Source organism: Actinomadura rugatobispora, assembly GCF_042656285.1.
In the GTDB taxonomy this organism is placed as follows: Bacteria; Actinomycetota; Actinomycetes; order Streptosporangiales; family Streptosporangiaceae; genus Spirillospora; species Spirillospora rugatobispora.
Window position 1 is genome coordinate 53,534 of the sequence record NZ_JBHSON010000024.1, and the last position, 25,534, is coordinate 79,067.

General features: G+C 72.8%; 18 protein-coding genes and 1 tRNA gene. 12 read left to right on the forward strand and 7 right to left on the reverse strand.

Annotated features, from left to right (window positions below; all coding sequences use genetic code 11):
- The first annotated feature begins 10 nt into the window (after nucleotides 1-10).
- The 4 genes from ACFPZN_RS18895 to ACFPZN_RS18910 all read left to right on the forward strand — a co-directional run bounded on the left by ACFPZN_RS18895 (nucleotide 11) and on the right by ACFPZN_RS18910 (nucleotide 6,712).
- Entirely contained in the window at nucleotides 11-1,243 is a 1,233-nt protein-coding gene (locus ACFPZN_RS18895; RefSeq protein WP_378283318.1) for a TIGR02679 family protein, read from the forward strand.
- A 215-nt stretch (nucleotides 1,244-1,458) separates the two neighbouring features.
- Nucleotides 1,459-1,602: a hypothetical protein gene (locus ACFPZN_RS18900; protein WP_378283319.1), complete on the forward strand. Its 144-nt coding sequence runs from the start codon at nucleotides 1,459-1,461 to the stop codon at nucleotides 1,600-1,602.
- A 926-nt stretch (nucleotides 1,603-2,528) separates the two neighbouring features.
- Nucleotides 2,529-4,583, forward strand: coding sequence for a protein kinase domain-containing protein (locus tag ACFPZN_RS18905; RefSeq protein ID WP_378283320.1), 2,055 nt, complete (start codon nucleotides 2,529-2,531; stop codon nucleotides 4,581-4,583).
- Nucleotides 4,580-6,712, forward strand: coding sequence for a serine/threonine-protein kinase (locus tag ACFPZN_RS18910; protein ID WP_378283321.1), 2,133 nt, complete (start codon nucleotides 4,580-4,582; stop codon nucleotides 6,710-6,712). The genes ACFPZN_RS18905 and ACFPZN_RS18910 overlap by 4 nt, the downstream gene beginning before the upstream one ends.
- Before the next feature lie 368 nt (nucleotides 6,713-7,080).
- On the opposite strand, the gene ACFPZN_RS18915 is transcribed toward ACFPZN_RS18910, so the two are convergent.
- Nucleotides 7,081-7,153 (reverse strand) — tRNA-Glu (locus tag ACFPZN_RS18915).
- 72 nt (nucleotides 7,154-7,225) lie between these two features.
- Nucleotides 7,226-8,839, reverse strand: coding sequence for a metallophosphoesterase family protein (locus tag ACFPZN_RS18920; protein WP_378283322.1), 1,614 nt, complete (start codon nucleotides 8,837-8,839; stop codon nucleotides 7,226-7,228).
- Nucleotides 8,840-8,879: 40 nt separating this feature from the next.
- On the opposite strand from ACFPZN_RS18920, the gene ACFPZN_RS18925 reads away from it, so the two are divergent.
- Nucleotides 8,880-9,212 carry a metallopeptidase family protein gene (locus ACFPZN_RS18925; protein ID WP_378283378.1) on the forward strand — a complete coding sequence of 111 codons (333 nt, stop codon included), beginning with the start codon at nucleotides 8,880-8,882 and terminating at the stop codon, nucleotides 9,210-9,212.
- A 116-nt stretch (nucleotides 9,213-9,328) separates the two neighbouring features.
- Nucleotides 9,329-11,011, forward strand: a complete 1,683-nt coding sequence (locus ACFPZN_RS18930; RefSeq protein WP_378283323.1) for an MFS transporter — start codon at nucleotides 9,329-9,331, stop codon at nucleotides 11,009-11,011.
- 90 nt (nucleotides 11,012-11,101) lie between these two features.
- On the opposite strand, the gene ACFPZN_RS18935 is transcribed toward ACFPZN_RS18930, so the two are convergent.
- Nucleotides 11,102-11,461 (reverse strand): PspC domain-containing protein, encoded by a 360-nt coding sequence (locus ACFPZN_RS18935; RefSeq protein ID WP_378283324.1) that lies wholly within the window; start codon nucleotides 11,459-11,461, stop codon nucleotides 11,102-11,104.
- A 330-nt stretch (nucleotides 11,462-11,791) separates the two neighbouring features.
- On the opposite strand from ACFPZN_RS18935, the gene ACFPZN_RS18940 reads away from it, so the two are divergent.
- Nucleotides 11,792-12,811 carry an aspartate-semialdehyde dehydrogenase gene (locus tag ACFPZN_RS18940; protein WP_378283325.1) on the forward strand — a complete coding sequence of 340 codons (1,020 nt, stop codon included), beginning with the start codon at nucleotides 11,792-11,794 and terminating at the stop codon, nucleotides 12,809-12,811.
- Between the two features lie 35 nt (nucleotides 12,812-12,846).
- Here the strand turns inward: ACFPZN_RS18940 and ACFPZN_RS18945 are convergent, their stop codons facing one another.
- From ACFPZN_RS18945 to ACFPZN_RS18960, 4 genes are all read right to left on the reverse strand, one after another.
- Complete coding sequence (locus ACFPZN_RS18945; protein WP_378283326.1) at nucleotides 12,847-13,065, reverse strand: DUF2277 domain-containing protein; 219 nt, start codon at nucleotides 13,063-13,065, stop codon at nucleotides 12,847-12,849.
- 79 nt (nucleotides 13,066-13,144) lie between these two features.
- On the reverse strand, nucleotides 13,145-14,113 hold the full coding sequence (locus ACFPZN_RS18950) for a M28 family metallopeptidase (protein WP_378283327.1): 969 nt from the start codon (nucleotides 14,111-14,113) through the stop codon (nucleotides 13,145-13,147).
- 80 nt (nucleotides 14,114-14,193) lie between these two features.
- Complete coding sequence (locus ACFPZN_RS18955; RefSeq protein WP_378283328.1) at nucleotides 14,194-15,855, reverse strand: M4 family metallopeptidase; 1,662 nt, start codon at nucleotides 15,853-15,855, stop codon at nucleotides 14,194-14,196.
- A 457-nt stretch (nucleotides 15,856-16,312) separates the two neighbouring features.
- Nucleotides 16,313-17,347 carry an alpha/beta hydrolase gene (locus tag ACFPZN_RS18960; protein ID WP_378283329.1) on the reverse strand — a complete coding sequence of 345 codons (1,035 nt, stop codon included), beginning with the start codon at nucleotides 17,345-17,347 and terminating at the stop codon, nucleotides 16,313-16,315.
- 259 nt (nucleotides 17,348-17,606) lie between these two features.
- Here ACFPZN_RS18960 and ACFPZN_RS18965 point away from each other — a divergent pair, with 259 nt between their 5' ends.
- The 5 genes from ACFPZN_RS18965 to ACFPZN_RS18985 all read left to right on the forward strand — a co-directional run bounded on the left by ACFPZN_RS18965 (nucleotide 17,607) and on the right by ACFPZN_RS18985 (nucleotide 25,474).
- Nucleotides 17,607-18,026, forward strand: a complete 420-nt coding sequence (locus tag ACFPZN_RS18965) for a T3SS (YopN, CesT) and YbjN peptide-binding chaperone 1 (RefSeq protein ID WP_378283330.1) — start codon at nucleotides 17,607-17,609, stop codon at nucleotides 18,024-18,026.
- Between the two features lie 130 nt (nucleotides 18,027-18,156).
- The gene (locus tag ACFPZN_RS18970; RefSeq protein ID WP_378283331.1) at nucleotides 18,157-18,927 is read left to right on the forward strand and encodes an isocitrate lyase/PEP mutase family protein; all 771 of its coding nucleotides are present in this window, start codon (nucleotides 18,157-18,159) and stop codon (nucleotides 18,925-18,927) included.
- A gap of 140 nt (nucleotides 18,928-19,067) precedes the next feature.
- The gene (locus ACFPZN_RS18975) at nucleotides 19,068-22,061 is read left to right on the forward strand and encodes a LuxR C-terminal-related transcriptional regulator (protein ID WP_378283332.1); all 2,994 of its coding nucleotides are present in this window, start codon (nucleotides 19,068-19,070) and stop codon (nucleotides 22,059-22,061) included.
- 159 nt (nucleotides 22,062-22,220) lie between these two features.
- Nucleotides 22,221-22,688, forward strand: a complete 468-nt coding sequence (locus tag ACFPZN_RS18980) for a hypothetical protein (RefSeq protein WP_378283333.1) — start codon at nucleotides 22,221-22,223, stop codon at nucleotides 22,686-22,688.
- Between the two features lie 116 nt (nucleotides 22,689-22,804).
- On the forward strand, nucleotides 22,805-25,474 hold the full coding sequence (locus ACFPZN_RS18985; RefSeq protein ID WP_378283334.1) for a DUF4132 domain-containing protein: 2,670 nt from the start codon (nucleotides 22,805-22,807) through the stop codon (nucleotides 25,472-25,474).
- Nucleotides 25,475-25,534 lie beyond the last annotated feature (60 nt).

The following is a 25,534-nucleotide window of genomic DNA, read 5'->3' on the forward strand; positions in this document are numbered from 1 at the left end:
CGGGACGAGGATGAACGGCGATCTGCCCAGGCTGCGCCGGACGCTCGGCGATCCGGCACTCACCCGGCTGCTCGCGGCGCTGGCCCGCAGGATCGAGCTGGGGCGTCCGCTGACCGGGCCGCTGGTGCTGTCCCACCCCACCCCGGTCGAACTCCGCGCGATCCGGGCCCTGCTCGGCTCGGGCCGGGCCGGTAGCGGCGGCTCGGTCACGATCCCACTCGACCGGGTCGCCGCCACCCTCGCCGACGCGGGCATCGCCCCGGACCTACAATCGGCCGTTGAGGCACTGGCCGGTCCCATCACGCCCCGTGCCCGCGTCGCCGCCGCCGAACGGGCGGGCCGCAGCGCCGCGGCGGACAGACTCGACGCAGGCCGGCACGCGGGAACCGCCTGGTACGAGGAATGGGCCAAAGGACTGGCCACCGACGGGACGCTGACCAGGCTGATTCGCCGGGACGACCTCGACCTGATCAGCGCCGCCGTCGCCGTGCTCGACCTGATCCCCGCCCCGGGCACACCGCTTCCCGTCATCGCCGAACGCGCCACCGGTGACACCAAGGCCCTGTCCGGCACCCCGCTGGCGAGCATGACCCTGCGCGCCCTCGCCCTGCGCTCGGGCACCGCACCGCCGCGCGGCGCCGAGGCCGAACGCGCCCTGTGGGAGTCCGCCGGAGTGATCGTCGACGACCTGTCCAGCCAGGTCCTCGTCCTCGGCCTGCCCGCGCACGGCGACCAGCCTCTGGCCGGCTGGCTGACCCAGGCCGCCGCCCGCCGCACCCCGTTCCGGATCACCCTGCACCAGCTCGTCACCATGCCGATCACCCCGGACGCCACGGTGGTCCACGTCTGCGAGAACCCCTCCGTCCTGCGCGCCGCCGTGTCCACCCCGGTCGCCGCCCCGCTGATCTGCACCGAAGGGATGCCGTCGGCGGCGGCGAGCCGGCTCCTGCGGACCCTGGCGGACGCGGGCACGACGATCCGCTGGCGCGGCGACTTCGACTGGACGGGCCTGCGCACCACCGCCGTCGCGATCGCCCGCTACGCCGCCGAGCCGTGGCGGATGTCCACCGCGGACTACGAGGCGGCCCTGGCCACCGGCGACTCCGAACCGCTCCGCGGTGCCGCCGCACCCAGCCCGTGGGACCCCGACCTCGCCACCCGGATGCACGAGACCGGCCGCGCCGTCATGGAGGAACGACTGATTCCCCTGATGCTCGCAGACCTCGCCTCCTCGGTGCCCTGATGGTTCCTCCATCCCCGCCCGCGGACTGCGGATTGACGGGGTCAGGGTCAGACTGGGATTCCAGCGCGGTCGAGCCGTTGGAGCAGGCTGGGCTAGCGGTGATGCTCCTCGCGCAGTAGTAGCGCAAGGCCGAGTTGCTGGAGGCGGTTCTGCCAGGTCTGGGTGACGCGCAGCGGGTGCGGCGTCTGATCGAGACGGCTGCGCCCGATGGCTATATGGGTGATGACCAGGGCGTCTACCTGGTTCGGGATGACGGTTCGCACGCCTGGGCGCTGGCACGAGGGCTGCTCGTCCACCTCGACTGGTTGGAGCCCGTCATCCCGGCGGAGGTGGCGTTGGCGCTGCGCGGCCCGTCCTAACGGGCGCCTTTCGCGCCGGCCGTTCCGGCCACCGCCACGGTGGCGGTGGCCCCGCCCGCCGGGGCAGGCGGGGATCCTCACTGCCGGTCAGGGATCGGCGAGGTGACTCCGGCTCCGCTATTGGCCCCAATGAGCCGGAACGATTCCCCGGAGGTCACGATCAAATGTGCATGGTGGAGGAGCCGGTCAGAGGCCGACTCCAATCTGTCGCCGTACCGCACACAAGGCCCTGCGGAGCGCTTGACATGCTTCGGTGTTTCCGACCATGGCGACGAAACCGCACAGACCGGGTCGTACCCCCTACGGGGTCCTGCACAAACCGGCGCGCCCCGCCACCCCCGGCGCCCACCTGACGATCCCGTCCCGCTTCACGATCGGCTGACCGTGGCGTCCCCAACGGTGGCCCGATCGTGCCGGCAACCCCACATGAGATCACCGCCACCGGCACAAGGCCCGTATGGGGCCCCCGCATGAGCGGCACCATCCCATGCGCCCCGGACGATCCGCCACCACGGACATCCCCGCGCGTACGGGCCGACCGGCGTGACACCAGCCTTCTCGAAGTGACCCGTGGACCATCCCCGAGCGTGCAGGGCTGACGACGAGCGCCGCGATGGCTACGACCGCGACCTCACCGCTGGCGCGGACGATGGTGCTTCTGCGACGTACGCCTGCACCATCAACAACGGCCGTGGCGGCTGCGCTCCCCATCGTCAGCCGGGGGCTGCCGGGTCGGGGTCTGAGGGAACAGCGTAGGGGCGGGCGCACCGTCGTTGGCTTGCGCATCCCCGGCTCCGCCAGGACCGGGGGACTCAGTGAGGTGGGAGTTGGGCTGCTCCGGGTTGTGGACGTCTCCATTATTGTATAGATATACATGTTTATTTGACGCGGGGGTGGGCGTGCGGTCGCTGCAGCCGGGGGACCCTGTGCGGGTCGGTCCGTACCGAATTCTCGCTCGGCTCGGCGCGGGCGGGATGGGGATCGTCTATCTCGCACGGTCGCCGGGCGCCCGGCTGGCCGCGCTGAAGCTCATCCGGCGTGAGTTCGCCGGCGATACGGCCTTCCGGGAGCGGTTTCGTCGCGAGGTCGCCGCCGCGAGCAAGGTGAGCGGGCTTTACACGGCCCCGGTGCTGGACTCCGACGCCGACGCGCCGCAGCCCTGGTTCGCCGTCGGCTACGTCCCCGCGCCCACGCTGAGCGAGGCCCTCGCGAGCGTCGGAACGCTGCCCGAGTCCGCCGTCCGGGCGCTGGGCGCGGGACTGGCGGAAGCGCTGCAGGCGATCCACGGGGTCGGCCTGGTGCACCGCGATCTCAAGCCCGGCAACATCCTGCTGTCCGAGGACGGCCCCAAGATCATCGACTTCGGGATCGCCAAGACCACCGATGCCACGCAGCTCACCCGCACCGGCGCCATGATCGGCACACTGGCCTACATGGCTCCCGAGCAAGTCGCCGAAAGCAAGGACGCCGGGCCCGCGGCGGACGTGTTCTCACTCGCGGGCGTGCTGGTCTACGCGGCCACGGGCGCCAAGCCGTTCGGCGAGCGGGACCCGGCCACCGTGCTTTACGAGGTCATGTACGAAGAGCCGTGCCTCGACGGCGTGCCCGCGTCACTGCGTGAACTGCTGGCCGCCTGCTTGGCCAAGGAGCCGGCCGAACGCCCCGCGCTGGAGTCCGTGCTCGCCGCACTGACCCCCGCCGATCCCCGGGCGTTGAACTCACCCGCGCTGCGTCAGGAGGTGGCGGCCAGGGAGGCCGAGGCGACCTGGGTGGCGTCGCAGCCGGTCACGCCGCCCCCACCGCCACCGCGGGTCGATGACACGGAGGCGGGCAGGGTCAGGCGACGCCGGATCCTGGGGCTGGCCGCCGCGGTCGCCGTCGCCGGCATCGGCGCGGGAACGACGGGCTGGGCGATGACCCGCAGGAACTCCGATCCCGCCAGGCCCGCTCCCCGCGCCACCGCCCTCGCCGCGGCGCCCCCGCCCGCGTGGACGTTCACCCCGCCTCAGCCCGTCAGCGGGACGTCGACGGTGCTGGTGGCAGGCGGTGTCGTGCTGTGGGGCGGCGAACAGGAGATGTACGGGGTGGATGCCGACTCCGGGCGGCAACTGTGGACGAAGGACAAGGCCAACGCCGCGTATTCGGGCGACCTCGCCCGCGGATCGAGGTTCGTCGTCCTCGGCGGCGTGGTCGGCGACTTCAAGGACCAGACGATCACGTTGGTCGATGCTCCGACCGGCAGGACCACGAACCTTCCCACGCCGCGCGGCGTCACCGCCTCGCCCGTCCTCGGTGTGGTCAGCGACACGGTCATCGTGCGTTCGAGCGGGGACGTCTGGGCGCTGGACCTGACCAGCGGCGAGATTCGGTGGCACCTCTCCGGCCAAGGGTTGACTTCGGGAGCGGTCGACCAGTCCAACCTCTACCTCAGTACCGAGCCCTCCCTCGCCGCACTCGACCCCGTCACGGGCCGCAAGCGCTGGGTCCGCACGTGGTCTGAGAGCGGCGGCCCCCGGGACGGGGCGAGCCTGGACATCGCGGTCGCCGGCGGGCGGGTGTTCGGCAACTTCGGCGACACCCTCCAAGCGGTCGACACCGCCGCCGGGAGGCCCGTGTGGTCGCGAGACGCCGACAAGCGATTCGACACCGTCATTCCCGCGGGCGCCAACGTGATCTTCAAGGGAGAGGTTCTCCAGGCCTACGACCAGGTGACCGGCGCGCCCCGGTGGACGCTGGCCGGTCCAGAACCGTTCGCCGACGACCGGGGACACATCGCGGCGACCGGCGGCCTCGTCGCGGCCGCCTTCAACGACCCGACAGGCCCGTCCCAGGGCGTTCTCGTCGCCGGGACCGATGGCCGGGCACTGTGGGCGCACCGGGGGCCGGCGGACACGCGGCGCGGTTGGGAAGTCGCGGTGTCCGGTTCGTCGGTCTTCGCGACCGACCACAAGCGGCTCTACCGCTTCCAGGTGGGACGGTGACGGCGGCGCTGGAGCCCGGCGACCCCGAACGCATCGGGCGGTACCGTCTGCTGCGGCGCCTGGGGGAGGGCGGCATGGGGGTGGTCTACCTGGGCGCGTCCCCGGCGGGACGGGCGGTGGCCATCAAGGTCGTGCGGCCCGAGCTCGCCGGGGACCCCGATTTCCGCGCCAGGTTCCGGGGCGAGGTCGAGGCCGCCCAGAAGGTCAGCGGCGCGTTCACCAGCCCGGTCGTCGAGGCCGAACCCGACGGCACCGTCCCGTGGCTGGCGATCGCGTACATCAACGGCCTCGGCCTGAACGAGACGATCGAACGGTACGGACCCATGTCCGAGCCGCCGCTGCGCACCCTCGGCGCCGGACTGGGCGAGGCCCTGATCGCGATCCACGAGGCGGGGCTGCTGCACCGCGACCTCAAACCGGCCAACATCCTGCTCGCCAAGGACGGCCCCAAGGTCATCGACTTCGGCATCAGCAAGGCCGACACCGCCACGCTCACCGCGGAGGGCCAGTTCATCGGCTCCCCCGGCTACATGTCCCCCGAGCAGATCCACGGAACGCGACTCACACCGGCCTCCGACGTGTTCGCCTACGGTGCCGTGCTGGCCTTCGCCGCCACCGGCCGCCCGCCGTTCGGCAAGGGCGCGGTCCCTTCGATCATCCATCGGACGCTGCACGAAGAACCCGACCTGTACGGCCTACCGGCTTCCCTGGCCCAGTTGGTGACCGCCTGCCTCAGCCGGGATCCCGACCGGCGTCCGCCCGCGAAACTGCTGCCGGCGCTGCTGGCCGCCCAGCCGGTCACGCCCGGCTGGCTCCCCGGCGACGTGGGCGAGGAGCTGCGGCAGCGGGAGGACACCCTCGTCCTGGATCTGCGAACGCTCGTCAGGGCCCGCAACCGGCGACGGCTGCTCATCGGCGGGGCGGTCGCCGGACTCGCCGCCATCGGCGGCGGAACCGCCGCGGCGCTGGCCGCGCCCCAGGGCGAGAAGGGACACCGGCTCTCCCCGCCGAAGCTGCTGTGGCGAACCACGATCGAAGACGAGGACGACATCGGCCTCGTAGTCCGCCCTCGATCGATCATCTCGGTCGCCCGCAAGACCTTCGAGGACGACTTCCGTTGCTACTCGCTGGCCACCGGACGGCAGATCTGGTCCGAAACCGGCCGGATGGTCGCCGGACCGGAGCTCATCTACACGATGTCCGGCTCCAGCGGCGCGGTCGTCGCCATGGACGAGTCCCAGACGGTCAAGTGGACCTACAACCCACCGGCGAGATACCGGTACCCCGAGCTCATGGCCCCGGCCAACGGCCTGCTGGTCCTCAGCGGGGATCGAACGATCACCGGCCTGAACCCCGCCACCGGCGGCCGTCTCTGGATGCGCGAGTGGCCGCAGGCGTCGTTCGTCACCTGCTACGGCGTCCAAGGCCGCACCCTCCTTGCCGGGGCGATCAAGGAGGGAGGCGAGAGCCGGCACCTCGCGCTCGACATCACGACGGGCGCGGTCCGGTGGTCAAGGCCGCTTGAGACGATGCTCTCGATGCCGCGCAACGGTGACCTGATCTTCGCCGGTTCCTCTCGCACCACTCTCGACGCGCTGTCGGCGGACACCGGCCGGAAGGTCTGGAGCGCGGACCTGCCCAACGCCGAAAGGGACCCTGACGGCAAGGACGCGCTCTTGCTCAACGTGACCGTGGCCAATGGACTGGTCTACATGAACGGGCCGACCATCTACGCCCTGGACGCGTCCACCGGCCGGCAGCGGTGGACGTACACGCCGACCTCACCCGGCGGCCGGACACGAAACTTCCTCGTCGACGGGAGATACGCCTACGTCCTGGACAGCCCACGACTTGTCGCCCTCGATGCCCGCACCGGCAGGCGTCTCTGGTCCGCCGACACCCCCGCGCCCGACACCGCCCCACTGGTCGTCGCCGGCGGGCTGATCTGCGTCGGCGTGGCAGGCACCACGGGCTCGGGACTCTACGCCTGGGACGCCAAGACAGGCCAAATCATCTGGAATTACCCCATAACAACCCCTGTCTCCACCAAGCAAGGGGAACTCAGCACCAACGGCCCCACCCTTGCCGCCGCACACGGCAACGCACTACTCGCCTTCCACCTCGGCTGAGCTCAAGGTCTTGGTGTGGCATTCGTCCTTCCGAGCGCGCCGGGTTCGGAAGGTCTTTCAACTACGTGAGCAGACAGGTGAGAGGACCGGCACGATCGCCCGTGTCGCCGACCAGCTCGGGGCGCACCCGGAGGCGTCGCGGACCTGGTCCGCCAAGCCGAGGTCGATGGCGGAAAGCGTCCGAGGACCACGACCAGCGACGTGCGGCGGATCGCCGAGCTGGAGAACCGTGAGGGCGTAAGGCCGTCCGGTGCACGGTGGAACGGCTGAGGCGCGAGCTGCGCATCGTCGGAGCGCCGGCGTCCCGTCAACGCCGGACACGCCCGGGGATGGCAGGCAAAGGGGCCCAAACGCACCCACTTGGGACGTACCCCCTACCGGATTCGAACCGGCGCTACCGCCTTGAAAGGGCGGCGTCCTAGGCCGCTAGACGAAGGGGGCCCTTGAGTGGCGGGCATGCTGCCACTCGACCGGTCCAGCATAGGGGACAACCTGGCTGGACGCATAAACGGTTTAGTCGCCTTCTGGTGGACGGGTGGGGGTTGGGCTGGTTGCGGGGGGCGTTTCGCTTGGCCACTGGGATGGCGGGAGGGACGGGAAGGTGGGGGAACCGGTGGGGGCCGGGGTGTTCGGGGGGCCGATGGTGCGGTCGGGTTTGGGTTCCAGGTGGCGTTCTATCTGGGCGGAGGAGAGGCCCAGGCCGCCCAGGCGGAGGTCGTCCCAGCCTTGGAGGCGGTGGGTGGCGCGGCTGAAGTAGAGGACGGACAGCTCGATCGGGGTGGGTTCCTCGTGTTCGAGGCCGCGGAGGCCGGCGCCGCCGGTGGAGCCCTGGACGAAGAGGCGGGTGCCCGAGGGAAGGAGGCGGGTGGAGCGCTTGTGGCCGTGGCCGGACAGGACGATCGGGGTGGTGCCGGAGAAGCCCTCGCCCTCGTTGGGGTCGTGCGCGACCACGAGGTCGGGGGTGGTGCCGGCGCCGCGGAGTTTCTGGGCCAGCTGGGAGCCGTTCAGGCGGAGCTGGTCGGCGCCCAGGTTGTCGTCGCGGGTGGTCTTGTCGGGGGTGTAGCGGGGGTCGCCCACGCCGTAGACGCGCAGGCCCGCGACCTCCTGGAGCTTGTCGTCCAGGACGACGGCGTTCTTCTGGCGGCCGACGGCGCGCTGGGTGGCCATGGAGTCGTGGTTGCCGCGCACGAAGACGTAGGGGACCTTCAGGGACTCGATGTCGTCGGCGAACTTGTCCTCGGGCTTGCTGCCGTGGTCGGTGAGGTCGCCGCTGTCCACGATGAGGTTCACCTGGAACTGGGTGCTGACCGAGCGGATGACCGACCAGGCCGCGGGGTTGAGGTGGATGTCGGAGACGTGCAGGACGCGGAGGGTCGACGGGTCGGGCTCGTAGGTGGGGAGGGTGGAGGTCGCCGCGTACAGCTTGGAGACGTTCCCCACCAGGCGGGCCAGCTGGGCCCGGTACGCGGAGAAGCGCTCGACGATGCTGCGGGCGTCGCCCACCACCTGGGGGGCGTTGGCCAGGAGGCCGGTGTAGCGGGGCTCGGCCACGGCCTGAGGGTTGAACGTGAACCAGGTGAGGAGGGTCAGGACCATCATCGCGGCGACGGTGGAGCCCAGGCTCACGAGGGCGCGGCGCCACGAGCGGAAGAGGACGAGGCCCGCGAGGAAGGAGAAGGTGAGGGCCAGGACGGTCGCGCGCAGCAGCAGGACGATCACGCCGTGCCGGAGCTGGTCGCTGATCTGGTCCGTGAGGCCGTTCAGGGCGGTCTGGTTCTCGATGAGTTCGCGGGCCGGTTCCGGACGCAGCTCTGTGATGCGGGCTTCGAGCGCGATCGGGCCCCAGTGGGTGTCGAGGTGGAGCGCTCCGAGTGGGGGGATCTGGATTGTCGTGCCCCCGCCCAGGTGCGGGCGTAGGAGCAGGGAGACGTCGGTTGGGCCGACGGGGGTTTCGATACGGCCGCCCAGGAGGAGTCCCACGAGTCCACCGGCGAGGCCCGCGAATATAACGGCGAAGGCAGCACCCCAACGGCGTGCCCTGCGGCTGGTGAGGTAGCGCGGCAGCCTGATCCTGGAGAGCGCGGTCCGGACCCTGGCGAGGGCGGTCCGGAGGTGCGCGACGAGCACGGTGTCTCCTTTCGTCAAGCACAATGATGACGTGATCCAGATGACGCGAGAGGCGTTCGAGGAGCTCGTCGGGGAAGCCCTCGACACCGTCCCGCCCGAACTGACCGCGCACATGCGCAACGTCGTCATCGTCGTTGAGGACGACGCGCCAGAGCCCGGCCTGCTCGGGCTCTATCAAGGAGTACCCCTGACAGAGCGGGGCGACTGGTACGGCGGGGTCCTGCCCGATCACATCTCGATCTATCGCAACGAGATCCTGCATATCTGCGAGACGGAGCAGGATGTGATCGACGAGGTGCGGATCACAGTGGTACACGAGATCGCCCACCACTTCGGCATCGACGACCACAGGCTGCACGAACTCGGCTACTGAGCCTCCGCGGCGGCGACGGGTTCCGCGAATTGCGCACTGTAGGTCACATAACTGCCACGCAGCGTGAGTTAATAGGGAGGCCGTCCGGGAACGGGCGGACCCCGACGGGAGCGCGTGTGGCGGAGAGGCAGACCGGTCGGCATCGCCGTCCACCGGAATCGCAGGCCACCTACCGCGAGGTCTTCGCGGTGGGCGAGTTCCGCGCGCTCTGGCTGGCCCAGGCGCTGTCGTTCGTGGGCGACCAGCTGGCCCAGGTGGCGCTGGCCGTGCTGGTGTACGAGCGGACCAACTCCCCGCTGCTCACCGCCCTCACGTACGCGCTGACCTACATTCCGCCGATCGTCGGGGGGCCGGTGCTGTCCGGCCTGGCCGACCTGTTCCCGCGCCGCCGGGTGATGGTCGTCTGCGACGTCCTCAGGGCGGGCCTGGTGGCGCTGATGGCGCTGCAGGCGATGCCGTTCTGGATGCTGTGCGCGCTGGTGTTCCTGACCGTGCTGCTGGGGGCGCCGTTCAGCGCGGCCCGCGCGGCCGTATTGCCGGACGTGCTGCCGGGCGACCTGTACGTGGCCGGCTCGGCGATCACCAACATCACCCACCAGGGCACCCAGATGCTCGGCTTCCTGGCGGGCGGGGCGGTGGTCGCGGTGGTGGGCACCCGGGAGGCCCTGGCCCTCGACTCGGTGACGTTCGCGGTCTCCGCCGTGATCCTGGTGGCCGGGCTGCGGCGGCGTCCCGCGCCCAAGAAGCGGCCGGGACGGCAGGCGCTGGGGCTGTGGAAGAGCACCGTGGACGGCGGGCGGCTGGTCTTCGGCGACCCCACGCTGCGCTCGCTGGTGTCGTTCGCGTGGCTGTGCACGTTCTACGTGATCCCGGAGGGGCTGGCGGCGCCGTACGCGGCCACCTTCGACGGCGGCGCGGTGACCGTGGGGCTGCTGATGTCGGCGATGCCGACCGGGATGGTCGTCGGCGCGTTCGTGTTCAGCCGCTTCGTGCGTCCCAGCGACCGGATCCGGTCGATGGGCTGGATGTCGATCCTGGCCTGCGCGCCGCTGATCGGGGCGGCGGCCCATCCGCCGCTGTGGATGGTGGTGGTGCTGTGGGCGGTGTCGGGGGTGGGGAGCGCCTACCAGCTCGCCGCCAACGCCGCGTTCGTGGCCGCGGTGCCGCCGGCCGGGCGCGGCCAGGCGTTCGGGCTGGCGCAGTCGGGCATCCTGGCCGGCCAGGGCCTGGGGATCCTGGTCGCGGGCGCCGCCGCGCAGGTGCTGGGGCCGGAGACGGTGGTGGCGTTCGCGGGGGCGCTGGGGCTGTCGCTGGCCGCGGTGCTCACCGTTTCCTGGAATCAGGTGCGCGGCAAGGTGATCGCGTCCATGTACGAGCGGGGTGGAGCCGGGGTGGCCTCGGGGCCCGGCGGCTCCGGTACGGATTCGGGGCCCGGGGCGCCGCCCGGTGGTCCGGGGGATGAGGCCGATGCCGACGCGGGTGTCGAGCGCGTGTCGACGATCGTCGCGGTCGGAAGGGGCCGGCACGAGTCCGGGAACGGTGCGGATGCGGCGGGCGGACATGAGCCCGTGCCGGAGGGCGAGACCGGCGGCGGCGCCAACGGTGCCGGCGGTACGAAGGGGGCGGAGGCCACGGCAGCCGGCGGGAACGAGGAGGCTGCGCTGAGCGTGGAGGAGGCGCCCCCGGAGGTCGAGGTGCCCCGCCAGGCCCGGGGCAGCGGCCGGGCCAGGCGCGCATCGTCCACGGACGGCGACGAGAGGCCGCCGCGCGGTGCCTGGCGCTCCGCGCCCGCCCCCTGAGCGGGGCCGGGAGCCGGGCGTGTCCTGGGATGGAGCCGCCCGGCTCGGTCAACGGGCAGGGACGCCGGGAGCCTGAGCCGGTGCACGGGCTCAGATGCGCGTGTGGTCCCGGGTGTCCTTGGTCTCCTTGGAGGTGGTCTTGCTCACGGCGTCCTTGGTCTTCTGGACGGCGTCCTGCACGGTCGGGTTGTCGTTGGCCTTCTTGAGCAGGTCCTCGCCGATCGAGGTCGTGTGGCCCTCCTCGGGGATCAGGATCCAGGCGATCGCGTACAGCGCGATGCCGGCGCCCCCGAAGATCGTGAAGATGCCCAGGGCCAGCCGCAGGATGTTGGGGTCCACGCCGAGGTAGCGGGCGGCGCCCGAGCAGACCCCCGCGACCATCCGGCCGTCCTGGGTGCGGCGCAGCTTCTTGGGGGCGGTGCTTGAGGTGGTGCTCTTCTCCATGTTCATGCTCTGATCCTGCCCACCTGGGCGCCGCTATGACATCGGGATTCGCCCTGATTCACCCCTGAGAGAACCCCGGGTGGCCGTCCCCGCGGCCCCGACGTGCCCTGGCGTACCCGATGCCTCCCTGGCTTCTCCTGGCGATACCGCGCATGGGACGGCCCGTTCCGCGGTACTACGGCACAGGAGCGGCGGGGGACGGTGAAGCGTTGCTTAAGGTTGTGTGGAAGGGTTTTTGGCTGGACGGTCCGGCGTCACCCTGGGCAGACTCGCTGTCCCGGGTCGATGACCTGGATGGTTGACGGGCGAAGGTACGACAGCGACAGAGGGAGCGGCATGAGAATCGGGATCGTCGGCGCCACCGGTCAGGTGGGGGGCGTCATGCTCAGGATCCTGGCCGAACGCGGGTTCCCGGTGGACGAGCTGCGGCTGTTCGCCTCGGCCCGTTCGGCCGGGCGGAAGCTGGCGTGGCAGGACACCGAGGTCACCATCGAGGACGCCGCCGCCGCCGACTTCGGCGGGCTCGACATCGTGCTGTTCTCCGCGGGCAAGGGCAGCTCCAAGGAGCTGGCCCCCAAGGTCGCCGCCGCGGGCGCCGTCGTGATCGACAACTCCTCGGCCTGGCGGATGGACCCGGAGGTGCCGCTGGTGGTCTCCGAGGTCAACCCGCACGCGGCCCGCGTGCGTCCCAAGGGGATCATCGCCAACCCCAACTGCACCACCATGGCCGCGATGCCGGTGCTGCGGCCGCTGCACGCCGAGGCCGGGCTGACCGCGCTGGTGGTGTCCACCTACCAGGCGGTCTCCGGGAGCGGCCTGGCCGGGGTGGCCGAGCTGCACGAGCAGACCCGCAAGGTCGTCGAGGGCGCCGACCGGCTGACCCACGGCGGCACGGCGGTGGAGTTCCCCGACCCGCAGGTGTACGTGCGGCCGATCGCGTTCAACGTGCTGCCGATGGCCGGGGCGATCGTCGAGGACGGGCTGGCCGAGACCGACGAGGAGCAGAAGCTCCGCAACGAGAGCCGCAAGATCCTGGAGATCCCGGAGCTGAAGGTGTCCGGGACGTGCGTGCGGGTGCCGGTGTTCACCGGGCACTCCCTGCAGATCAACGCCCGGTTCGAGCGGCCGATCGGGCCGGAGCGGGCCGCGGAGCTGCTGTCGGGCGCCGCGGGCGTGGTGCTGTCGGACGTGCCCACGCCGCTGCAGGCCGCCGGGCAGGACCCGACCTACGTGGGGCGCATCCGCCGCGACGAGACGGTGGAGAACGGCCTGGCGCTGTTCTGCGCGGGCGACAACCTCCGCAAGGGCGCGGCGCTCAACGCCGTGCAGATCGCCGAGCTCGTCGCCGCCGAGTGATCTGATGACCGCCCGGCCGGACGAGCCTCGCTCGGTCAGGCTGGGCGGCGGCCTCGGACTTCCAGGGTGGCGAGGAGTTCGGCGGTGGTTCGGGCGATCTCCTCGACGGCGTGGTCGAACGCCTCGGCGTTGTGGGCGGCCGGGGCGCGGAAGCCGGAGATCTTGCGGACGTACTGGAGCGCCGCCGCACGGACGTCGTCATCGGTGACGGCCTCGGTGAACGGCGGTCGAAGGGTCTTGATGCTGCGGCACATGCCCCCATTCTCGCCAATGGGTACGACGTTCCGATCCGGCCCCGCACCGGGGCCGGATCGGAGGCCCGGCGGAACCGGGTCAGGCGCCGCCCGCCAGGGCCCAGATGGTGTGGGCGATGGAGTCGGCGTTGCGGTCCAGGGCGGTGTCGTTGATGTTGGCGGTCGAGTCGCAGGACGCGTGGTAGCAGCGGTCGAACGCGACGCCCGCCTGGCCGCCCCACAGCTGTGCCTGGGCGGTGGTCTTGCGGCCTTCGGCGCCGGTGAACGTGCCGCCCGCGGGGATCCCGGCCCGGATGAACGGCCCGTAGTCGGAGCGGCCGTCGAAGTCGGTGCCCCGGGTGGGGACGCCGATCCCGGTGAAGTAGGCGTTGATCGTGCGTTCGATCTCGGCGGATCCGGCCGGGCCGGGCCCGGCGCCGACGCCGTCGGAATTGTCGCCGTCGTAGACGAAGTAGCCGGCGTTCGGTGAGCCGATCATGTCGTAGTTCAGATATCCCTTGATCTTCGTGCGTTCCGCGGCGGGCAGGGCGGAGACGTACCGGCTGGAGCCGATGAGGCCGAGTTCTTCGGCGCCCCACCAGCCGAAGCGCAGGTGCTTGGCGGGCCGGTAGCCGCTGCGGGCGACGGCCAGGGCGGTCTCCAGGACGGCGGCGGAGCCGGAGGCGTTGTCGTTGATCCCGGCGCCCGCGCGGACGCCGTCGAGGTGGGCGCCGGCCATCAGGATCTGGTTCGGGTCGCCGCCGGGCCAGTCGGCGATCAGGTTGTATCCGGTGGCGCCGTTGTAGCTGAACGACTGGATGGCGGTCTGGTATCCGGCCGCGTCCAGCTTGGCCTTCACGTAGTCGAGGGAGGCCCGGTAGCCGGGGCTCCCGTGGGCGCGGTTCCCGCCGTTGGCGGTGGCGATCGACTGGAACTGCGACAGGTGGGCCTTGACGTTGGCGAGGGGGATGTCGGGGGCCGCGGCGTCCTGGGCCAGGGCCGGGGCCGTGGCGGTGAGGGCGGCCGTCAGGGTGGCGGCGCCGGCGAGGGCGAGAAGGCGGGATTTCATGCGGTCTCCTCCGCGGGGGCGGGTGGTGGCGGCCGTACGGGGCGGGCCGAGATCACGCCCCGTACGGCCGCGTCCGAGGGTCAGCCCGTGCAGGTCGTGGGCTCACCGCTCGCGGCCGGGACGCTGACAGCGGTCCAGGCGTCCCGGGTCCTGGTGAAGTCGGTGCAGGTGGCCTTGCCGACCTGGACGAGGTTCAGCACGGCCTGCAGGGAGGCGCGGCGGGCGGTGCCGTGGGTCCAGGTGGTGGTCTTCAGGTTGAGGGTCTCCATGAAGATCCGTCCGGCCTTCTGCACGCCGACTCCGGTGACGGTCGACCCGTTGCAGGTGGGGCTGTTGGGCCGCCCGTTGGCGGCGTCGTTCGCGTTCGAGCCCTCGGCCAGCAGGTAGAACCAATGATTTTGGACGCCGGCCGCCGCGTGCACCTCCATGCCGGGCACGGCGGAGGTGTAGCAGTTGGGGTTGTTGCGGATCGCCGAGGGGTTGTACATGTTGCGGATGGGCCCGCTGCCGGACAGGTCGACCTCTTCGCCGACGAGGTAGTCCGGCGGGTCGTAGTTGAGCAGCGCGGTCGTCCCGGAGATCTGCTCGGTGACGCGCGGTTCCCGCAGGTACCACTCGGTGAGGGCGCCGAAGATGTCGCCGGTGGACTCGTTCAGCCCGCCCTTCTCGTTGGAGCCGCCCGAGCCGCCGGGGGTGGTCTGGAAGATGCCGTGGCCGAGCTCGTGCGCGACCACGTCGGTGGGGGTGGCCTGGCGGGTGCCAGCGCTGTTGCGGCCGAAGTTGGCGTAGCTGCCGTTCCAGTAGGCGTTGGCCTGGTTGAGGCCGACGCGCATGGGCCAGCCGCGGCCGCTGCCGTTGAGGCCGTTGCGTTCGAGCCAGGTCCGGACCATGTCGGACTCGGCGGCGGCGGCGCGCATCGCGTCCACGCAGGCGGTCTCCAGGCTGGTGCCGGTGGCGTTGCCCCAGAGGTCGTCGGCGCCGGAGTAGACGGTGCCGGACTGGTTGGCGCAGCTGATCCCGGGCCGGTTGGGGTCGCGCATGCTGTACGTGCCGCCGGACGCGGTGGTGTCGATGTGCGTGGGCTGCTGCCGGCCGCCGTGGTAGAAGCCCTGGTCGTCGTCGGCGTCCTGGACCTCGTCCCACTGCTGGACGACGGCGCCGTCGCGGGCGTCGACGAGGACGTGCAGGCGGCTGGGGCGGCCGCCGGGGCCGTTGCCGTCGACGACCGTCTCGTACACCAGGCGGCCGCCGCCCGCGGCCTCGGCGAGGACGGTCAGGACCGGCGCGGAGGCGCGGCCCGGCCGGGAGATCCGGCCGCGCGAGATCGAGGCCGCCTTGGCGGCGCTCAGCTCCGGCTCGGTGGACAGCGACAGCGGGGCGCCCTGGTCGACGGAGGTGCTGAGGACGTTCCCGGCGGCGTCGGTCGCCACGACGAAGTCGCCGCCGCGGACGGGGAGGCCGGCGTGGGTGCGTTCGTAGGCGACGTACTGGAGCCCGCCGGATCCGGACGTGACGCCCAGGCGGACGATCCGGTCCTTGGGCGAGGCGTGGATCCGGGCGGCGCCGGAGGACACGGCGCGGTCGGCGGCGGCGGTGGCCGCGGCGCGGTCGATCTTGTACGAGGGGGACGGGGACGGCGGCGCGTCGGAACGGCCGCCGGCCGCCCCGTTCGCGGGGCCGGCCATCGACATGGCGAGGCCGGCGGAGAGCGCCGCGGCCGCGAGCGCGGTTCGGGGTCTCACTGGGGGGTGCTCCTTACCGAGGGCCGGAGGGCGCGGACGTCCCGTGAAGGTCCTTGTGGGAGGGCTCCGCGGGGGTTCGGGTCCGTCCGGCGACGACTGGGGAGGGACCCCGCTCAGGGTCGGCACGGACGCGGTCAGGGGGGAGGGCGCCGCGTCCGCGAGCTCCCGTGGCGGGGCACGGGACGCTTGGCGCGGGCTCCGGAACCCGCGCCGAACGACAGGGGGACGATCAGCTCATGTGAATGAGTTGTCCAGAAGTGCACCCCGATGCGGATGAAGTGTCAATGAATCCACCTCAGACCGAAAATTCAATATTTGCCAATGGCGCTGTGGAATCCCTGAAACATCCTTTTGAGCAGTGCGAACGCCGGTCGCGGCCGGGGCCTGTGACGGCCCGGCCGCGACCGGCGCGGGGGAGGTGCGGAGGAGGTGCGGGGGCGGCGCTCGGGCCGCCGGGTCAGGAGGCGGGGGCGATGCGTTCGCAGAGCCAGGCGAGGGCGAGCGGGTAGCGGTACTCGATCCCGCCGTGCGCGGCGTCGAAGAGCTCGAAGTAGACGACGTCCTCGTCCACCCCGTTGTCGAGCAGGGCCTGCCGGAACGCCTGGGCGCCGACGTCGAGGTGCCACTCGTCGCGGGTGCCGCCGTCGATCCAGATGGCCCGCTGCGAGCGCATCGCCTCGGCGTAGCGCGGCACCATCCGGACCGGGTCGAGGTCGAGCCAGCGCTGCCAGACCTCCGGCCGCAGCACCCCCGTGACCGGGTCGAACGGCAGCTCGGGCGTGCCGTCGTCGCGGGCGGAGTAGGCGGCGGTGTAGCCGATGATCTCCAGCAGCTTGGCGTCCTCCGGCCGGGTGAAGGCGACGCGGGAGGTGAAGTCGTCCCACCAGCGCGTCAGGTCGTGGTCGTAGGCGCGCAGGTGGCGGACCACGTCGGGGAAGTCGACCTGGTAGCAGTACTCGAAGAGGGCGTCGCCCGCGTGGGTGGCGAGGGCGCCGAACACGTCGGGCCGCAGCATCGGCGTGATCATCGCGCCGTAGCCGCCGGACGACTTGCCGGTGATGGCGCGGTGGGCGGGCTCGGGCAGCGTCCGGTAGTGGGCGTCGACCCACGCGACGACCTCGTCGCACAGGTAGGTGTGGTAGCGGCCGGTGCCGGGGGAGTCGAGGTACTGGCTGCCGCCGTAGGACGTCCAGGCGTCCACGTACACCACGATCGCGGGCGGGGTGCCGCCGCCGGCGAAGACCTCGTCGGCCAGCTCGGGGTAGGGGCGGCGGAACGCCGTGCGGTTGCGCCACATCGTGACGTGCCCGGTGAACCCCTGGATCACGTACACGGCGGGGTAGCGGCGGGCGGGGTCGTCGTCGTAGCCCGGCGGCACGTACACCCACAGCGGCCGCTCGTGCGGGTCCTTCAGCGGGTTGCCGCGCAGGGCCTCGCTGGTGACCGTGTGCTCCTCGACGCGTCCGGCGAGTTCGGCGGACCAGGGCAGCATGAAGACTCCTTCGTCATCGTCCGTCCTACTTCGCCGACGCTAACCCACGATGTCCAGTGACGTTCCCTTATGCGTCTCCGGGGCCTTCTGTCGAATTCGCCGGGCATTTATGGTGATACGTGAGGGCGGCGTGTCGGTCGATTCAACGCTAAGTCGTGGTTGAGCGGGGTCTGCTACCCTCTCCGGTTCGGCGCCGCGGCCATTTCGGTCATCGGCGCCTGCTGAAAAGGATGAGACCGATCCGGAAGAAAGGCCGCCCATGAGCCGAGAGACCACCGTCGCCTACGTCGACAAGATCCTCGCCGCCTACCTGGAGACCGACAGCCTCGTCAAGGACGAGGAGGGCGACGTCCCGGTCCGCCGGGGCAGCGCCCTGTACTACGTGCGCGTGGGCCACCGCGAGCCGTACCGCGTCGAGGTCGTCTCCTCGGTGCTGAGCGACGTCGAGGAGAGCTACGAGCTGCTGAAGGCGCTCAACGAGATCAACTCCGGCATCTACGGCATCCAGGCCTACCACCGCAAGGGCCGGGTGATCTTCGCCACCGACCTGCTGGCCGACACCCTCCAGGCCGAGGAGCTGGAGCGCGCCTGCGCGCTGATCAGCGGCTGCGCCGACAAGTACGACGACGAGCTGCAGGCCAGGTTCGGCGGCCGGAAGACCTTCGAGGACGAGGGCTGACACCCGCCGCGTGACACGTCTCTTCCCCCGGCGCGGGGCCGATGTCACAAAGGACCTCGCCGAGAGGTCTTCATCGTGACAGGACCGTCGCCCTGAACGGGGGGCGTCACCGTACAAGGGGGAAGAGACCGTGACCGAACGCAACGAGAAGGCCGCCCGGCTGCGCGAGCTGCACCGCCCCGGCGAGCCGCTGATCCTGCCGAACGTCTGGGACGCGGGCAGCGCCGGCGTCGTCGAGGAGCTCGGCTACCCGGCGATCGCCACCGCCAGCGCCGCCATCGCCGCGATGCTCGGCTACCCCGACCACGAGGGCGCCCCCGCGGACGAGATGTTCGCCGCCGCGGGGCGGGTGATCCGCGCCGTCACGGTGCCGGTCACCGTCGACGCCGAGGCCGGGTACGGGCTCCCGCCCGCCGAGCTGGTCGAGCGGCTGGCCGACATCGGCGCGGCCGGCTGCAACCTGGAGGACACCGACCACCGGACGGGCTCCCTGGTGGAGGTCTCCGCGCAGGCCGACCGCATCGCCGCGGTCCGGGCCGCCGCCGACGCCGCGGGCGTGGACCTGGTCATCAACGCCCGCGCCGACACCTTCATCGGCAAGGCGCCCGACCCCGTCCCGGCCGCGATCGAGCGGGGCCGCCGCTACCTGGAGGCGGGCGCCGACTGCGTCTACCCGATCATGGTGGCGTTGGCGGACGACATCGCCGCCCTGGTCGAGGGCATCCCGGGGCCGATCAACGCCAACCAGCTCCCGGGGATGGACCTCGCCCGGCTGGCCGAGCTGGGCGTCGCCCGCGTGTCGTACGGCCCCATGCCCTACCTCATGGGGCTGGACACGCTGAAGGGAATGGCCGGGCGGCTCCTGGACGGCGGGGACCCCTACGACACCTCCGGAAAATGATCGCCCGGTGAGCGTTCGCCGGGCGTTTTTAGCATCCGGCATCAAGCGTCCGGCACCTGTCCACGGGGGCGCGCTCGGGAACTAGGCACGGCGAAAACGCCGTGTGAAAATCCGAGCGAGTGGCAGGAAGGACCCCGCTGATGCCGCCTGACGACCCAGCGTTGGTGGAACGTGACGCCGACCTGGCGGCGCTGGTGGCGGCCCTGGCCCGCCCGCCCGCCCTCGTGGTGGTGGAGGGCGAGCCGGGCGCGGGGAAGACCCGCCTGGTCCGCGAGGCCCTCGCGGACCGGGCGCTGGCCGGGCGGCAGCGGCTGGCCGGGCATGCCGGGCCCGCGCCGGCCTCCTGCCCGCTGGCGCCGGTGATCGAGGCGCTCGCCGCCGCGCGCCCGCCGCCCGCGGTCGCGCTCGGCGCGCTCACCGGGGTGCTGCGCCCGCTGCTGCCCGACCTGGCCGCCGCGCTGCCGCCCGAGCCGCCGCCGCTGGAGGACCCGCAGCTGGCCCGGCACCGGCTGGTGCGGGCCGTCGCGGAGCTGCTGGCCGGGCTCGGGCCCGCCCTGCTGGTGCTGGACGACCTGCGGCGGGCCGACGAAGGGACGGTGGAGCTGCTCCGGATGATCGAGGCCAGGCCGCCGCCGGAGCTGTCGGTCGTCATCACCTGCCGGTCCGCGGCGGAGCTGCCGGTGCCGGGGCTGGGGCCGGGGGCCGTCCGGGTGCGGCCGTCGCCGCTGTCGCCCGCGGGCGCCGGGCGGTTGGCCGGGAGCGTCCTCGGTGAGCCCGGCACCGCGGTGCCGCGCGCGCTCGCCGTCCTGCTGCACGAGCGCAGCGGCGGTGTGCCGTCCGTGGTGTGCGAGGACGCGGAGCTGCTGCGGCGCCGCGGCCTGCTCCGTCCGGTGGACGGCGAATGGACCCTCGCCTCGGCCGAGCCTGCCGCCCTTGGGTCGCCGGCGCTGGAGACGCACGCGCCGGACGCGCTCGCGGTGGTGCCGCCCGCGGCGGGTGCCGAGATCGTCGAACGGGCCCGCGGGCTGGGGGCGGTCGGGGTCGCCGCCCTGGAGGCGGCGGCCGTCCTGGCCGGGGCGGCCGAGCCCGAGCTGGTGGCCCGGGTCGCCGGGATGGACGCCGAGCGGGCCTGCGCCGCCCTCGGCGACGCGGCGCGCCGCGGGCTGCTGCGCGACCACGGCCCGGACGCCGCGACCGTGCGGTTCCGGCACGAACTGGCGCGGCTGGCCGTCTACCAGGCGATCCCCGGCTACCGGCGGCGCAGGCTGCACGCCGTCGCGGCGCGGGAGCTGCTGCGCACCCGGCGCGGCGCCCTGGCGGTGCCGGCGGCCGAGCACCACAAGCGCGCCGGGGACGTCCGGGCCTGGGTGGAGAGCGCCGAGGCCGTCGCCGAGCTCGCCGCCGCCGACGGCGCGTTCGAGGCCGCGCACGCCTGCCTGCGCGAGGTCCTCCAGTCGGACGCGGTCGCCGCGGACCGGCGGGCCGGGCTGGCCGTCAAGCTGGGCTGGGCGGCCGCGGGCGGCGTGGACCGGAGCGGGACGACCGCGAGCCTGCTGGGCGCGGTGCGCGAACGCGGCAGCGGGTCCGCGGCGCAGCGGGCCGAGCTGCTCCTGCTGCACGCCTGGTCGTCGGTGGAGTCGGCGGTGCCGAGGCGGGAGACCGAGAGCGTGGTGGCCGGGCTGCGCGCCGCGCTCGGCGACTTCACCGGGCGGCCGGACCTGCGCGCGATCGCGCTGGCCGTCCTGGCGCTGCCGGACCGGCCGCCGGGCCGCGACCTGCCCGCGCGGACCGCGGACCTGAGCGAGGCCAGGGCGGCGCTCGCCGAGACCGCCGATCCGATGGCGCACGCGGTCGTCCAGATCACCACCGCGCGGCTGCTGCTCACCCTCGGCAGCCCCGCCGCCGGGCACGCGATCGCGGCGCTGCCCGCCCGCGGCGACCGCCCGGAGGTGAACCGGCAGCTCATCCGGGGCCTGCTCGACCTGGCCGAGGCCGCGGTGCACCTGGGCCAGCACGCGCGCGGGCTGGAGCTGGCGGAGCGGGGACGGCGCCTGGCGGCCGAGGTCCGGTCGCGCACCTACGAGCGCTCGCTGCTGGCCGTCACGCTGCGGGCCCGCTGGACGACCGGCGACCTCGGCGCCGAGGAGCAGGCCGGTCTGGCCGACGGGGAGCCGCCCGTCCGCGGCACCCTGCACCCGCCGTACCACCTGCACCCGCGCCTGCTGGCGGCCCGGATCGCCGCGGGCCAGGGGCGCCTGGACGCCGCGCGCCGCACGTTCCGGGCCGTCGCCGAGGACGCGTGCCGGGACGGCGAACTGGCGCTCGCCGCGGACGCCGCCGCCGAGTTCAACCGGGTCGCGCTGACCGGGGCCCACCGCCGGGACGGGCACGAGCTGGCCGTCCAGGTGCTGAACGAGCTGGCCCGCGGGCGGCTGTGGATCTGGGCCGCGCCGCTGCTGCCGTTCGCCCCCGTCGACCTGGTGCGCGCGGTGCTGCCCCGGTACCGGGGCGCGCTGGCGGGCCGGGACGCGCCGCTGGCCCGTGCCGCGCTCGGGTTCGCCGAGGCGCGGGCGCACGAGCGGCACGGCGACCCGGGCCGCGCCGCGGCGGGTTACCGCCGGGCCCGCCACTGGTACGCGGCGCTGCCGGACCCGCGGATGGCGGCGCACGCGGGCGCGGCCGAGGTGCGCGCGCAGATCGCGGCGGGGCAGGCGCCGGACGCCGAGGTGCTGCGGCAGGCGTGGAGCACGTTCACCGGCCTCGGCGCGGTCTGGGACGCCAACCGGTTGAAGCAGCTGATGCGGGCGGCCGGGCTGCCGGTGCCGCACCGGCGCGGCCGTCCCGGGTACGGCAACGAGCTCTCGCCCCGGGAGCGGGAGGTCGTCGGCCTGGCGGCCTCGGGCCACACGAACCGGGACATCGCCGCGGACCTGTGCCTGTCGGACCGCACGGTCAAGTTCCACCTGGCCAACGCCATGCGCAAGCTCGAGGTGAGCAGCCGGCGCCAGCTGCGCGACGTCCTGGAGGACGCGCCGCGCGACGGGGCCCGCCGGGACGAGGTGCGCCGCGACGACGTGCGGCGGGACCACGTCTGCCGGTGCGCGAGCTGCGGTCGCCGACTAAACCCGTCCTGATCGGACGGGTTTTCCCCCGTGAACTCCAACGATTATGAGAGAGATTCACGTTCGGCGAGAACCGGTACCGGCCCCCACTCCGCTCCCCGGCCGGTACGGGCCCGGTCGCGCCGGGCGGCGGCGGAAGGACCGCCGCGCGAGTCGAGGAGGAGGACCCCCATGAGACCCGCCAGCTACCTCGTCGGCCTCTCCGTCATCGCCGCCGCCGGCCTGATGTCGGCCCCCGCGCACGCGGCCGCCCCCGGGCTGGTCGACGGCACGGTCAGCGCCGCCGGCGCCACCTGCTCGTGGACCAACGCGACCACCAGCAACACGCCGCCGAACACCCTCACGATCAACCACACCACGATCAGCCCCACCTGCAGCGGCGGCGTGACCGTCACCCTCAGCAGCTCGCCCACGGTCACCTTCAACGACAACCCGCCGGGCACCGCCTCGGCCGCGCAGATCGACGTCACCGCCAACCTGGGCATCACCTGCGGCTACCGGGTCACCAACGTGACGGTCAACCGGCAGGGCACCACGCGCACCTACACCGGCGGCCCGTACACCGCCACCAAGACCTCGGGCAGCTTCCTGTGCCCGGGCAGCGCGACCGTGGACTCCGCCACCTTCACCTTCCACTGATCCAGGCCACGGATCACCTTCCCTGAAGGCGTCGTGCGGGGCTCTGCTCCCAGGAGCCCCGCGCGACGCCGCTGGCGCGCGCGGTCTGTCGGTGGGCTGCCCTACCGTGAGGGCGCATGAGTGATCACGGTTCCCCGTTCCACGATGAGGACGTTCTGGCCACCCCCAAGTCATGGCCGGCGGCGCTCATCCCCCGGCGCGGGGGCCGGATCTCGGTGCCCGAGGCCGTTCCGGACGGGGAGGCGATCGCCGGGCTCCGCGAGAGCCTGGAGGCGGTGCGGCCGCTGGTCCGGGAGGTGCTGGAGCGCCCGTCCCGCGATCAGGACGCCGCGGAGGCGGGCCTGGCCTACCTGCGCGGTGACGCGACCCCGCTGGGGGCGGCGGTGGTCGCCTCGGTGGAGGCGATGGAGCGCGGGCAGTCGCGGTTCACCACCGACGCCGCCTGGGCCGACCTTCTGGCCGCCGACCACGGCCTGGCCTTCGCCGCCTGCGCGTTCGCCGAGATCGACGGGATCTGGATCGAGGGTGACGGGCCCTCCGCGTTGAAGGAGCAACCCCATCATGTGGGGGGCTGCGCCTGGCGTACGGTCGCGTACTGGGCGGCGAGTCCCGCGGGCAGGCGGATGCGGGCGCTGCTCGCGGCGTCCGGCGACGGCGCGTACGCCGAGGCCGCGCGGGCGCTGGAGGGGCACCGCCGCGAACCGCTCCAACGGGTGGTCGTGTCGTTCCTGGTGCCGACGCGCACCGACTGGGTGGACGAGTGCTGCGCGGAGCCGCCCGAGCGCGAGACGTACTACACCTCGCACGGCGCAACGCTGCTGTGGCACTCGCTGAGCACCGCCGGGCAGGTCGAGGCGCTGGGTGACTGGGCGGTGCTGGAGCAGAGCGAATGCACCCCCGAGCTGGTGTTCACCCTGGTGGACGGGCTGGGTGAGGCGGCGGCCCCGGTCCTGGCGCGTTCCCTCGACGGCGACGCCGAGCCCAAGGGCCGGAAACTCGTCCTGGACGCGCTGTCGCGGCTGCCGGGCGACGAGGCGTTCCGGCTGATGGGCGGATGCCTCGACAAGGTGAACGGGCTCCCCGCGATGGAGGCGATGATCGAACGGTTCCCGGCGCGGGCCCTGCGGGTCCTGCCGGAGCTGAGCACGGGCACCTCCAAGCGGGCCGTGATGGCGGCGGGGCTGCTGCGGGCGCATCTGGCGGCACGGCCCGGCCTCGCCGCGCAGATGATCCCGAAGCTGGAGGGGGACGCCCGGGCGGCGATCGAGGCCGTCCGGGCGGCGGTCGTGCCCGAGGCGCCCGAGGACCGGGTGCCCAAGGCCCTGCGGACCGGCGGGAAGAAGGGGGCGCCGGACTGGGCGCGCCCGGAGGCGATGCCGCAGGTCCTGCTGCGCGGCCGGGAGCACGCCTTGCCCGTGGCGGCGACCGGCCACCTGATCGAGGCGTTGAGCAAGGCGAGCCCGGGGCGCGCGCCGACTAAGGGCGTCCGGGAAGCGTTCGACGCGCTCGACCCCGGATCGCTCGCCGAGTTCGGCTGGAACCTGTACGAACGCTGGCGCGTGTCGGGCGAGTCCACCCGGATCGCCTGGGCGCAGGCACAACTGAGCTGGACCGGCGACGACGAGACCGCGCGGCGCCTGGGCGGCCTGGCGCGCTCCTGGCCCGGCCAGAACGGGATCCAGCTGCCGCTGAAGGCGCTCGACGTGCTGGCCGCGATCGGCACGGACGTGGCGGTGATGCAGCTGCACATGGTCTCCGAGAAGGCCCGTCCCAAGCGGCTCAAGAAGAAGGCGGGTCAGCTCCTGGTCCGGGTGGCCGACGACCGCGGGCTGACGATGGAGCAGCTCGGCGACCGGATCGTCCCGGACTTCGGGTTGGACGCCGACGGCGGCATGACGCTCGACTACGGGCCCCGGCGGTTCACGGTGGGCTTCGACGAGCAGCTGAAACCGGTGGTGTTCGACGGCAGGGGCACGCTCCGCAAGACGCTGCCCAAGCCGGGCGCCAAGGACGACCCGGAGGCGGCGCCCGCCGCGCACCGCGCGTTCACCGGGTTGAAGAAGGACGTGCGCATGGTCGCCGCCGACCAGATCCGCCGGCTGGAGCGGGCCATGGCCGAGCAGCGGCGGTGGACGGTCGAGGACTTCCGGCGGCTGTTCGTGGGGCACCCGCTGCTGTGGCACATCGTCCGGCGCCTCGTCTGGCTGCACGACGACGGCGGAGCGGGCGACGGCATGGCGTTCCGCGTCGCCGAGGACCGCTCGTTCGCCGACGTGGACGACAAGGCGGTGGCGTTGCCCGAGACCGGTGAGGTGCGGATCGCCCACCCGGTGCATCTGGGGGCGAGCGTGGCGGCCTGGGCGGAGGTCCTCGCCGACTACGAGGTCGTCCAGCCGTTCCCGCAGCTCGGCAGGCCCGTCGACGCGTTCACCGAGGAGGAGCGTGCGGGCAACCGGCTGAGCCGGGTCGCGGACGTGGAGGTCGGCGTCGGCAGGGTCCTGGGGCTGGAACGCCATGGCTGGGAGCGCGGCACGCCGCAGGACGCGGGAATCCAGCACTGCATGACCTGGGAGGTGGCGGGCCGCACGGTCGTGCTGGACGTGAGCCCCGGCTTCCCGGTCATGTCGCCGGGCGAATGGGCGGAGCAGACGCTCGGGAACGTCTGGATCGGCGAGTCCGAGGCGGCCCACGGCCACGAGACGAAGGCGACGTTCGGCGAGCTGGACGACGTCACCGCCTCCGAGCTGCTGCTGACGCTGCGCACGCTCGCCGATTCCGCGCTCTGACCCGCCGACCCGCTGTCGGATTCGTCATCCGGTGTTCACGGGGGCGGCCCACATGTTTAA